The organism is Staphylococcus arlettae (assembly GCF_025560845.1).
In the GTDB taxonomy this organism is placed as follows: Bacteria; Bacillota; Bacilli; order Staphylococcales; family Staphylococcaceae; genus Staphylococcus; species Staphylococcus arlettae.
This window is the reverse complement of the sequence record NZ_CP094803.1, coordinates 459091-471687: the sequence shown is the minus strand read 5'-3', so window position 1 is coordinate 471687 and position 12597 is coordinate 459091. Positions and strand designations below refer to the sequence as shown.

Below are 12597 nucleotides of genomic sequence, written 5' to 3'. Positions count from 1 at the left end.
TTAGCTTGCCCCTTTAGATAAATATTGATGGTGTTTAGCTTCTAGTTCGTTTTGTTCATATTTATCTAAACCTTCATTGGCATTTGCAAACACAATCATCAAGAAAATAACTAAAATGATTGAAATTACCGTAATACTTAACCAATTATTTTTTAGGTTCATAATGGTAGCCTCCTTTCTCTTTTTTAAGATTAATAGTGTCACTTTCAAGTGTGTTTAATAATTTCTTTTCTTCTACCTTATTTGGATTTGCTTTAGAAACTTTTCCAGCTTTCGAACGTAATGGGGTTACTTTAAAGTCTGATGTTTTACCATTCCAATTTTGTTGAACTGCTAATCCTTGTTGGTTTTTTGAAAGGAAGTTTTCAGATGTTACGTTACCTAAACTGTAGAAGATATCAGTATTTTTATATTTTTCAATTTCTTGTACTACTGTATTATGGCCGATAATAACATCTGCACCAGCATCTGCTAACGCGTGTGCATATTTTTGTTGGCGTGTTGTTACATGTCTTTCATCTGGTATCCCCCAGTCAACATTAACTACAACATAATCATTTTGTTCTTTTAATTTCTTGATTAATGGTATAAATATGCTTGGTTCTAAACTAATTGATGTCGTATTTTTTAATGTGTCACTGTAATCTGATTCAATATCAGTAAAGGAGACATTAGCTACCTTTTTACCTTTAATATCTTGTTGTACTGTTTTACTATTGATTGGATTAGAACCATTCCCTGTCAAGAAGTTATATCCTGTCTGTGCTTCAACTGCTCTTTGTAAATCTCGTGCTTGCACGTTATCTAATGTTTCATTTATCAAATTAACACTTTTCATATTCAATGATTTCAAATACATGATATTATCAATATTTTCTTGCATATTCACTTTTTGATCATCTGAAAATTGGGACAAATGTAAACTAGTTGTTGAATAATCACTTCCTTTCAAGATATCTTTAACTGCACCAAATGTGTCATTTAGATTATTTTTTCTGATATGGTCATTCATATTGATATTTCCTAGATAAGTCATCCTTAATTCATTATTAGGTTTAGCCATTACTTCTACTGGTGTAATTTTTTGTGCTTTCATAGCAAATATCAATAACACTACAGCAATAATCAAAATAATTGAAGTGTACATCAAATTATATTTTTTATGCCGCTTCGTCCATTTCAGAACACGTTCATCTATTGTAAATCGTTTTGATTTCTTCATATTCCATGCTCCTAACTAGTTGATAAAGCTGTAAAAGAATAGGATGACATATGTAATACATGTCAGTAACATACATGTAGATAATGTGATAATTGCACCTTGCTTTTGAATTGTATTCGCAATAATGCCAGGAATTACCACCCCTATGCCGGACATTTCAACCATCTCAAAGGGGGTTATGGGGTACATCAAGTCAAATATAAATTTCAGTACCATACCAGTTAAAATCATTGCCGCAAACTTCCTACGGCCGTATAAAATAACCACCCTACTAATTCCATGATTGACTATAAAATATGTAATACAACTGATAATTAATACTGATAATAACATTATCGGTTGATCGAAAATTAACGCTAGATAACCAGGAACAACTAAGCCCGCTGGACTAATACCAAATTTTTCTGCAAATAGTAGACTTAAGACGATGCCTACAAACAATGAAAAGTATAACTCTGAACCTATCATATTATTTTATCCCTTCTATGAATTCTGCTATTTTTTTACCTGGGCCATGAATATTACCCACACAGAACACTAACGCATTTTCACATTCTTGATATAACGCTTGTTCTATTTCTTTAAAGTCACTACCTTCAAAATTCAAATAATTTTTTTCTGGATATTGTCGCATCACATCAGTAACCATTTGCGTACTTTTACCTGTACAAATCAACGTATCAAATGGCACATCTTCGATAAAATTTTCAGCAAATGCTTTCGTTCTATCCACCCTATCCGCACGACAATTCAAAATAATAATCCGTTTACTATATGGATAGTTATAAGATTCAATTTTATTTAAAATAGCTTTAGTTGATTGTGGTTCGTTGGCTGCAAAAGCGTTAACATAGACATTAGTTGTTTGATTTGCATTGAAATATTTCACTTCAACTGCTCCAGAATCTGGCGGTGCATCTAACATACCTTGTAGTGCTACATTTCTATCTATACCTAATGCCTCTGCAACTCCCATAGCAATCGCAACATTATCAGGGAAAACTAAATAATCAAACTCTCTTAAAAATGATTCAGGTACTTCATCTTTATCTACAACAATAAGTTTCGTTTTACGTCGTTTCGCAACTTTGGCGAAATATTCCGTATAGTCATCTTTCATGACAACAAGATGTCCTTTATACGGTATGGTTGCTGTAAATGCCTCAGCAACTTCCTTTAATGTAGGCCCTAACACATCCATATGGTCTTCCATCACATTCACAATAACTCCAATATTGGCTTTTACCAAATCCCTTTGGAATGTGATTTGATAGTCTGGGTTAACCGCCATACATTCATTTACGAGTGCGTTCGCTTTTTGTTTTACTACTTTGCGAATAATATCACGTTGCTCACCTATATTAGCCCCTTGTGGCTTTCTATATACCGGATATTCTCTTGGTGTAAACCAATACAGCATACGTGCATCTGTGCCAGTAGTTTTACCAATGACTCGATATTGATCTTCACGTAATGTTCCATAAATTAATCTTGTAATAGTGGATTTCCCCCTAATACCATTAATATTAATTCGAACCGGGATTTTGGATAATCGCAAGGAATGTTTCTTTTTTTCTACAATTCCTAACCATAATATTAAGCCAACGCAAATGATGATAAGTAACAAACTTAGTCCCTCTCTTCGTTAAACACAGTAATTGTATTGCTTTTATTTTAAGGTGAAAAATTAATTGCCGACGGTATAAACGACTTCGTGAAATATTTAAATCGTAAATAATTAATTTCTACCATCTATTAACGCTATGCTACCATGCAGTTATTTAGCTAGTTTTAATCGTATAAATTACAAGTAAATAAATTGTAAAGTTAAATTTACAATTCCATTTAATATCTTATCAACACTAATTTAATACGACTTTAATAATCATTCAAAAAAATGAAAATATTTTTTTAATTTTTAGAAGGTAAAATATAAAGCAATAAAAATTCACTTCAAGAAATATAATTTTTACTAGATTTTTACAATCAATTAAAGTTCACGTGTTACCTTTAAGTTGAAACATATCATATACTTATTTTGGAGGTAAACATGAATAAATCTGTAAAGTTAGCTGTTGCAATTTATCTTGGTGCAATTCTAATTGTTTGTGGTGGTTATTTGATTATGATTTTAGTCGGCAGTGTCCAAGGAAATGATATGCGAGGTTCTGTTTTGGATGCGGATAACACAAAAAATATTGAAAACATCGATTACAATGAAAGTGCAACTAAGAAGACTAGTGTTAAATTAAATGCTTTGCCTTCGACTATTGAATTACCAAATGAAGTAAAAACTAATATTCAACAAAATACAACGGCGTCATTCAGTCAGCCTGCTTAAAATATGATATAAACATTCCAGTTCATAATATACAAAGTATTGAACGATTCCTTTTATTTTATATTTATGATTATTTTTCTATATACTAGTAATCAAAGGTTAAATTTTATAAAACAAAGGGGATTTTTATATGAGTAAATTTAGTGAAAATGAAAAAGTTCAAATTTTGAGAGATTTAGTAGAAATTAAATCCGTAAATGACAATGAGCTGGAAGTATGTAACTACTTACATCAACTGTTTTCTCGTTATGGTATAAAATCTGAAATTATTAAAATAAATGACACGCGTGCGAATCTTGTAGCTGAAATTGGTTCAGGTAGTCCTGTCTTAGGTGTTTCTGGTCATATGGATGTCGTGTCAGCTGGTAATGAAGAGAAATGGACGTATGATCCTTTTAAACTTACTGAAGTTGATGGGAAATTATACGGTCGTGGCTCTGCTGACATGAAATCTGGTTTAGCTGCTTTAGTAATTAGTATGATAGATATTCATGAACAAGGTTTATTAACCCAAGGTACACTCCGTTTACTCGCTACTGCTGGAGAAGAAATAATAGGTGAAGGTGCGAAAGCATTTCACTCAAAAGGTTATATGGATGATGTTGAGGCACTATTAATTGCTGAGCCTTCCGAAGATCGTATTATTTACGCACATAAAGGCTCTATGGATATTCGTGTCAGCTCTAACGGCAAAGCGTCACATAGTTCTATGCCTGATTGGGGCTTCAATGCCATTTCTCCATTAGTAGCATTCATCTATAAAGCAGAAGAACAGTTTTCACAATTTAACCAAACTAATGATTTATTAGGTAAACCCTTAATGAATGCCACATTATTCAGTGGTGGTACTCAAGTAAATTCTATACCTGAATACGCTGAAACTGATTTTAATATTAGGACGATACCTGAACATGATAACAAGCAATTTATATCCTATTTCAATGATATTCTAAAACAAATCGAAACAACTCAAACAGACATTACAATTGATACTTATATGTCTAGACCTCCTGTTTATACTACAGGTGACAATAAGTTAGTGAACTTAGCATATGAACTGGGCCAAACGTATTTAAATACTGATTTAGAAACATTAGCTTCTCCTGGCGTTACTGATGCTTCTGATTTATTAGTAGGTAAAGATGAAAACTTCCCATTTATTATGTATGGACCAGGTTTAATAACTCAAGCACATCAAGTAGATGAGCATGTGGACAAAGAAAAATATTTAACTTTCATTAATTTATATACAGAATTTATTCCACGCTATTTATCAGCACATTAAGACACAAAATAGGTGACTGTTTTTGAGACGCTATAGTTTGCGTCTTAACGACAGTCACCTTTTAATATATTATAACTATAAAATTATTGCGTTGTTGCGCAGTCTCACCTTAAATTTAATTGTCGCAGTTGAAACTGCTTTGGTGTTTCTTGATAGTGCGCTTTAAATGCTTTAATAAAATAACTAGTTGTGGCAAAACCACAATTCATGGCAACTTCTGTCACAGAGTATGTTGCTAATAACAACTGTTCTTTACTTTTTTCTAAACGATAGTTTAATAAATAGCTCAATGGTGTGTAACCTACATATTTTTTGAAGAGCTTGATGGTCTCTGCTTTGCTCATATGTATGTGCTCACTTAAATCAGTTAATGTTATCTTATGATGATAATTTTGTTGCATCAATGTTATCAAGTGTTTTATACGATAATCAAATTGATAACGCTGTTGATTCACATGTTGACCCATGTAATCGTATAACCATTTTAAGCAATTATAATAGTAGTTTAATATCGTTAGTTGATAATGTGTAGACTGTTGATCATACGTTTGACCTGCATTTTTAATAAAACTAAGTATATCTTCATATTTAGTTTCACTTTGACGAAGTACAATATATGGTATGTGCTGGGTATGTTGCAAAATATAATCTACATATTCAAATTCTACATATTGACTTATGTGAGGTAACTCCACATTCCAACAGTAATATTCAGTATATGGTTGTTGTTCAGCTATTTCATGGATAATATTAGAATTAATAAATATCCCGTCTCCTGCATTCAAATAATGCTTACTTCCACTAATGTGTACTATCAATTCACCTTTTATGACATACATAAATTGTAATGCGTGATGCCAATGTAAAGGTATATAACCAAACATAATATCTGTCATCACATTATGCAGTATGACATGTTTCCATTGCTTATCTGGATAGTGTATTAATTCTTCTTGTTGTTCATTTATAATGATTGGCTCCGGCATGACCTCACCTCAATATTTTGCTATTTTCGACTCATTTTTAAGTATTTTATCAAAAAATATCTGCTTATAATATAATTAACTTACATGATTGAAGATAAATGATGTCATATTTTTTTACTAAACGATTTCTTGGCATTTGTTTTGCTATTATTGGTGCAACATTTTGGGGGCTCGGAGGTACTGTATCTGATGAACTTTTTCGTCATCATGGTATTAATATGAACTGGTACGTCACGGCTAGACTAACCATTAGTGGAATTCTATTATTGTCGTTATATAAGCTTATGTATAGACGTCACTCACTATTTGCTATTTTCAAAAACAAATCAACCTTACTTGCATTGATGTTATTTTCAATATTGGGCATGTTGTTGGTTCAATATTCATATATGGCTTCCATCAATTATGGTAATGCTGCCGTTGCAACGTTATTACAATATATCGCGCCAGTCTACGTGATTATTTGGTATGTAATACGCAAAAAAGAAGTTTTGCAACTGTTTGATATTATTGCCATAGTATTAACTTTAACCGGTACATTTTTATTGTTAACGAATGGATCTATTAGCCAAATCGTTGTGGCCCCACCAAGTCTTATATGGGGTATAATTTCAGGATTATCGCTTGCCTTTTATACAATATATGCACCTAGACTGCTTAATAGTTTTTCTCCCATTTTAGTTGTGGGTTGGGCTATGATGCTGTCAGGTATACTCATGAATTTTCAAACACCTATTTGGCATTTCAACTATGAGAGTTTAAACTTTGCTACGATAAACTACTTACTATTCGGTATTATTGCTGGAACAACTATTGCTTTTTTCTTTTTCATCAATAGTTTGCAATATTTATCTGCCAAAGAAACTACGCTATACGGTACTATCGAACCAGTGGTAGCAGTAGTTGCCAGTGTTTTATGGTTAAAAATTCAATTTTTGCCATTCCAGCTTGTTGGTATGTTGTTAATTTTAATTTTGATAGTTATACTATCATTAAAAAAACAGCCTGACAGCTAAGAAAAATAAGGATTCAGTTGAACATTAGTAAGTTCACTGAATCCTTGTTTTTCTATATGTCTTAATTCTCTTAATCATATATCCATACTAGCTCATTAAGTAGTTTAATCTTAATGTTTACTAATAATATTTTTTAATTTTACTAATAGTTGTTGTCGTTCTGGTATAGGGAATATTTGATGAATATGGAATAACTTATAACCAGGTAAAAAGTCATGCGTAATATTTTGTTCATTTAACATATTGGACAATTTGACTGCATCCGGGTACAGTGTTTCTTTAGTTCCTATTGATATTGTAATATGACCTAAATCTGCTAAATCGCCATTAATCGGAGATACTTTCCAATTGCTGAGTGGTAAAGAGTCAGCCCATAATTTTAAGAAAAATTTACTGCCATCAATACCTAACATAGGATCTATATGTTCATATAATCTTGCTTGTGGATTACTAAATGTTGCATCCAACACTGGTGATAATAATACTAAATTGCTTGGTTGCGGTAATTGCAATTGTTTCAAATATTGCGCAAACGATAGCGTAAGTTGGCCACCAGCCGAATCACCCATTATCGTTAGTTGATGTGTATGTTCTACTTGATGCAACATCTTACTATATAGTGCCTCCAATAAGTCAAAAGTATCTTGGTAAGTCCCATGAGGTACCTTAGGATATATCGGCATAATGACTTTAGCATCCATTGTCGATGCTAATAAATCTATATATTCAAAATGTTGCTTTAATGGATTTTGGAACCATGCGCCACCATGTAAATATAGTATAACGGGTTGCTGACGTGATTGTTGTTGATTAATCACATATACCGTCGATTCATGAACTTGCTCAGTTAAAACTTCATTATTAAAATCATAGCTTGTCCCTTTATAAGGTGCTTTTGTCGTATTTTCAACTTGCTTTAAAGCTTGTTGAGCCGCTTCTACTGTCATAAAAGTACGTTTCATATTCGTTATACGAAACATCATTTCATATAAAAAACTAGAATAACTCCTTTTCTCTAGTATTTTAGCGTAACCGTAAGATGCTAAAAATGTTGCACTAGTAATAGCTGTTAATTTTTTTATCATACATAAACCTCCATACAAACTATTACCTTTATTTTAACTAATTTTGCGATCAAATATTAGTCAAACCCCTTTAACGTTACTAAATACTCTCTATCAGTTCACTCATTTGCCCTTCTAACAGTTTTGCCATATATAATTCATCATGATACAAACCATCCATATAAACTGATTCACGTTTTATACCTTCAATTTTAAATCCAATTTTTTCATAAAAATTGATAGCTGGGCTATTATAAGTAATAACCGTCAATTCTAAACGTCTTAATCCTCGGGACATAGCCCATTGTATACTTTCATTAAACATTTTTGTGGCAAATCCTTGTTGATGAAAATCTTCCATTAGTCCTGTATGTATATAACCAATATGTTTGATTTTTTTAATTTCACTAATATGAACAGATAAATAACCAACAATAGTATTATCATTTTGCTTTACACCGATATAGTAATTTTCTGCTAAATCTTGATATAGATTCGAAGATTCGAAAGTTCTTTCATCTGGCAAGTACAACATGTATTGTGATTCTTGATCTATTTTCTTCATACAATGATATAAGTTAATAGCTTCGTCTGGTGTTATACGTTCTATTTTCATCGTTAACCCCCATATTCTATTTGATAATACTTATATCATACATGATACAATTCAATTGTGAAACATTATATTTATTTTAGTGATGACCTGTAGTCGCAAAGGGAGTGGGACAGAAATCTGATTTTGAAAAAATGATTTCGTCGTCCCACCCCGGCAAGGATGACTAGTATTGTAAAAAGCTTGGTTTGAAGCGCATTTTCAATGCAGTCAGCTACTGCCCATATGAAAAGAGGTTTTGAATAAAATATGGAGTGGGACAGAAATCTGATTTTGAAAAAATGATTTCGTCGTCCCACCCCGGCAAGGATGACTAGTATTGTAAAAAGCTTGATTTGAAGCGCATTTTCAATGCATTCACCTACTGCCAATATGAAAAGAGACTAGAACGAATCTATTTTGTCCTAGTCCCTACACTATATACACATAGTTTGAATTTTGTAAAAAATAAAAATGATTATAACACTTTCTCTAATGCTCTAAACTGTTATACATTAAAGATAATTGCTTTTCAAATTGTTGCATATCAATGAATCTGCCTTGACGATGCATTTCTTTGCCATTTAAAAAAATCAAATCTACAGGTACTGTAAATATTGTAAGTTCTCCTGCTATAGCTTCAACTTCACTTTGATTAATGACACCAAAAGCGACATTGGGATATTCACTAACTACACCTTCTATTTGAGGTAGCACTGCATGACAAACACTACAATTGTCTCTCATTACATGTACTACAGCAATTTCATGGTTATTTATAAATTGATAAAATGCTGTAACTGAATTTAAATTTATCGTCATTGCTTACACCTTCTTTTGTCAGCTATATTTTGTGAAACATTCATGACTTACGGTACAATTCACATATGCTTTCAGCGCAGCGGATTTTTTCAAAATAAGTTATGACATCTCACTTTAGTCATAAGTCTTTTGCGACTTTGGAATAAATACAGCACGTTCACTATTACCCGGGTAATAATATCCATGAGGCACTGTTTGTAATTCTATCAAACTCCCCCATGGAGTTTTAATGTACACAGTTTGATTATCTGCTGTGTCTTCGTATTTAGTATTGCTATGAGGTTCAGAAATAGGCTGTCCTCCCGCTTTTTTTACACGTTGCAATGCAGCTTCAAAATTATCAACATAAAATGAAATATGTGTAAAACCGATATCTTGTAATCGCTGTGCTGGTTGCTGTTGCGCATTTTCAAACTCGAACATTTCAATATTAGGTCCATTACCAAAAACCATCATACGTTTTTTGACAATTTGAGCACCCGGTGTTAACCCAAGCACATGTTCCACAAAATTTCCATCTCTTGGTGGTTCTAATTTTGTTTGGCTATCATATGCGATTTGTCCTTCTAATGCATCAGTAAAAAAACGTGTCGCATCATCAATATTAGGTACTGTCAAACCAATATGATTTATTCCTCTAGTTATAGACACCTTTAACACCCCTAACATCAACGCTTGATTAATCTTACATTTTACCTTTATTTAAATCACATTACAGTTCAATTTCATTAAGTAAGCGTCTAACCTATTATAGTTTGCTTCTATTTAATAAATATTTTTACTATCAGTATACAATTTGTACCTACCATAACATCGTAACTATAAATACACATTAATTCCGCTCATAGTTTTTCTACACACCATTTACAAATTATAATTCGTTGTCTATATTCTCATCTAATAAACTAAACACAGCATTTTTAGAAAGATAACCAATTTTTTAATTATTTACTTGTCTACTTGACTGGGTGCAGTTCATTGATTTGTTCCAACCTCTTTTAATATTGGCAGTAGCTGACTGCATTGAAAATACGCTTCAAACCGAGCTTTTTTCAACGCTAGTCATCCTTGCCGGGGTGGGACGACGAAATCATTTTTTCAAAATCAGATTTCTGTCCCACTCCCTTTTATCTATATTAATATTTTTTACATATTTAAAAGATAGTTACGCATTATCATTAACCGTTATAATAGTTTGCCCAACTGTAACAGGTTGTGCAGATTTTATAGTTAACGTTTGGTTTGTTAAGTTTGTAATTACAATAGGCGTAATAATACTTGGTGCATGCGCTTGAATATAATCTAAATCTATTTTGATCAATGGTTGTCCCACTTCTACATTGTCATCAGTCGTTACTAAACTCTCAAAGCCTTGTCCTTCTAACTTCACTGTATCTATACCTATATGAATTAAAACTTCTAAACCTTCTGGCGTTTCTAAACCAATGGCATGAAGTGTCGGGAATATTGTTTTTACAGTTCCAGTAATAGGTGAAACTATCACATCATCTTTAGGGACAAAAGCTATACCATCTCCCATTAATTTATCTGCAAAAACTTGGTCAGGCACTGCTGTTAGAGGCATAATTTCACCGTTACCAGGTGCGCTAATGAGTGTCTCTGTACTATTAGTCGTTGGGACGGCAGTATCATCTTCTACCACTGTCGTTTCACTAGGTTTGGTAATTTCACCACTCATGATACGGAGTATATCATGTTTAATTTGATCAGACTTCGGCCCGAAGATAGCTTGCATATTATTACCTACTTCTAACACGCCTGAAGCACCGAGAGCTTTTAAGGCAGCCACATCGACACTACTTTTTTCGTTGACTTCAACTCGTAAACGTGTAATACATGCATCCAAATGTTTGATATTCTTTTTACCACCCATTGCGTTCAACACATCAAATGGTAATGAAGCTACTGATGAATCTTTTGTTTCTGTTTCTTCATCTTCACGTCCAGGTGTTTTTAATTTAAATCGTTTAATAACAAAACTAAATAAGAAATAATAAATTATTGCATATACAATACCTACTGGAATAACTAATAGGGCATTGGTACGATCCCAGTTTAATAAACCATATAAAATATAATCAATAAATCCACCAGAAAATGTCATACCAATTTTGACATCTAATAAATGCATAACTAAAAATGATGACCCTGCAAGCAACACATGGACTACATATAATAATGGAGCCACAAATAAAAATGAAAATTCTAATGGTTCAGTGATACCAGTTAAAAATGATGTTAAACCAGCAGATAACATTAAGCCACCTACAATTTTTTTGCGTTCAGGTTTTGCGTTACGATAAATCGCATACGCTGCAGCTGGCAAACCAAACATCATAAATGGATACTTACCGGTAGTAAATGCACCCGCTGTAAATTCTACGCCATCTTTCATTTGTGCCATCCAAATACGTTGATCTCCTTGTACTAATTCACCGCTATGGCTGACGTACTGACCAAACTCAAACCAAAACGGAGCATAAAAGATATGATGTAAACCGAATGGAATTAAAGAACGTTCAATAATCCCAAAAATAAAAGTTGTTAATGTTAAATTTTTATTTAATAAGAAATTGGATAATTGATTTAATCCCTCTTGAATCGGTGGCCATACAAAGCTTAATAGTACACCCGTTACAATCGCTACAACTGAAGTAATAATTGGCACAAAACGTTTACCGGCAAAAAATCCTAAAAAGGCAGGTAACGTTATATTATAAAACTTATTATAGCACCATGCTGCTAGAGCCCCCATGATAATACCACCAAACACTCCTGTTTGTAGAGTTGGAATGCCTAATATCAATACATTCTCTGGCTCTTTCGCTGCTTGACTCAGTGTTTTAGCACCATCAGCATAACTAAAAATATCATCGATAGTAATATTCATAACTTTACCCATAGTTGCATTCATAATTAAATAACCAACTAGCGCAGCTAATGCTGCTACACCGTCTCCACCCGCTAAACCTAAAGCTGTCCCTACAGCAAAAAGAAGTGGTAAATTATCAAAGATAATTTGTCCTGCGGATTCCATAATAGATGAAATAATAACAAATACTTCATGTTCTAACCAAGGTGCTATTGCGACAAGTTGTGCATTGCATTTCCCAATGCGAGTAAAATACCCGCAGCCGGCAATATCGCAACAGGTAACATCAAAGCTTTACCGATACGTTGCAATTGTCCGAAAAATCGTATAAACATAACCTACTAACATCCCTTCGAGTAAACATTATCGAAAACAA

Annotated in this window: 12 protein-coding genes and 1 pseudogene; 3 read left to right on the top strand and 10 right to left on the bottom strand. The window is 32.8% G+C overall.

The window, feature by feature from the left end; genetic code table 11:
* The 4 genes from MUA37_RS02130 to pgsB are packed head-to-tail and all read right to left on the bottom strand — an operon-like array spanning position 1 to position 2849.
* Positions 1-162 (bottom strand): hypothetical protein, encoded by a 162-nt coding sequence (locus tag MUA37_RS02130; protein ID WP_002509562.1) that lies wholly within the window; start codon positions 160-162, stop codon positions 1-3.
* Positions 146-1222 (bottom strand): CapA family protein, encoded by a 1077-nt coding sequence (locus MUA37_RS02125; RefSeq protein ID WP_232191042.1) that lies wholly within the window; start codon positions 1220-1222, stop codon positions 146-148. The genes MUA37_RS02130 and MUA37_RS02125 overlap by 17 nt, the downstream gene beginning before the upstream one ends.
* Positions 1223-1237: 15 nt before the next feature.
* Positions 1238-1690 carry a poly-gamma-glutamate biosynthesis protein PgsC gene (gene pgsC / locus MUA37_RS02120; RefSeq protein ID WP_021459592.1) on the bottom strand — a complete coding sequence of 151 codons (453 nt, stop codon included), beginning with the start codon at positions 1688-1690 and terminating at the stop codon, positions 1238-1240.
* Position 1691: 1 nt separating this feature from the next.
* The gene (pgsB, locus tag MUA37_RS02115) at positions 1692-2849 is read right to left on the bottom strand and encodes a poly-gamma-glutamate synthase PgsB (RefSeq protein ID WP_002509565.1); all 1158 of its coding nucleotides are present in this window, start codon (positions 2847-2849) and stop codon (positions 1692-1694) included.
* 423 nt (positions 2850-3272) lie between these two features.
* On the opposite strand from pgsB, the gene MUA37_RS02110 reads away from it, so the two are divergent.
* Together MUA37_RS02110 and MUA37_RS02105 are read left to right on the top strand one after the other, a co-directional pair.
* The gene (locus tag MUA37_RS02110; protein ID WP_021459593.1) at positions 3273-3563 is read left to right on the top strand and encodes a hypothetical protein; all 291 of its coding nucleotides are present in this window, start codon (positions 3273-3275) and stop codon (positions 3561-3563) included.
* Between the two features lie 130 nt (positions 3564-3693).
* Complete coding sequence (locus tag MUA37_RS02105) at positions 3694-4848, top strand: ArgE/DapE family deacylase (RefSeq protein WP_142019373.1); 1155 nt, start codon at positions 3694-3696, stop codon at positions 4846-4848.
* A 104-nt stretch (positions 4849-4952) separates the two neighbouring features.
* Here MUA37_RS02105 and MUA37_RS02100 read toward each other — a convergent pair whose 3' ends face one another.
* A complete protein-coding gene (locus MUA37_RS02100; RefSeq protein WP_142019372.1) occupies positions 4953-5834 on the bottom strand; it encodes an AraC family transcriptional regulator in 882 nt (293 codons plus the stop codon).
* A gap of 101 nt (positions 5835-5935) precedes the next feature.
* Here MUA37_RS02100 and MUA37_RS02095 point away from each other — a divergent pair, with 101 nt between their 5' ends.
* Complete coding sequence (locus tag MUA37_RS02095) at positions 5936-6850, top strand: DMT family transporter (protein ID WP_021459594.1); 915 nt, start codon at positions 5936-5938, stop codon at positions 6848-6850.
* Between the two features lie 110 nt (positions 6851-6960).
* Here MUA37_RS02095 and MUA37_RS02090 read toward each other — a convergent pair whose 3' ends face one another.
* From MUA37_RS02090 to ptsG, 5 genes and pseudogenes are all read right to left on the bottom strand, one after another.
* Complete coding sequence (locus MUA37_RS02090) at positions 6961-7935, bottom strand: alpha/beta hydrolase (RefSeq protein WP_142019370.1); 975 nt, start codon at positions 7933-7935, stop codon at positions 6961-6963.
* Positions 7936-8014: 79 nt separating this feature from the next.
* Positions 8015-8530 (bottom strand): GNAT family N-acetyltransferase, encoded by a 516-nt coding sequence (locus MUA37_RS02085; protein WP_142019369.1) that lies wholly within the window; start codon positions 8528-8530, stop codon positions 8015-8017.
* A gap of 468 nt (positions 8531-8998) precedes the next feature.
* On the bottom strand, positions 8999-9328 hold the full coding sequence (locus MUA37_RS02080) for a thioredoxin family protein (RefSeq protein ID WP_142019368.1): 330 nt from the start codon (positions 9326-9328) through the stop codon (positions 8999-9001).
* A gap of 114 nt (positions 9329-9442) precedes the next feature.
* Positions 9443-9979, bottom strand: coding sequence for a VOC family protein (locus tag MUA37_RS02075; protein WP_142019367.1), 537 nt, complete (start codon positions 9977-9979; stop codon positions 9443-9445).
* A 514-nt stretch (positions 9980-10493) separates the two neighbouring features.
* Positions 10494-12556: pseudogene (ptsG, locus tag MUA37_RS02070) on the bottom strand (glucose-specific PTS transporter subunit IIBC).
* Between the last annotated feature and the right edge of the window lie 41 nt (positions 12557-12597).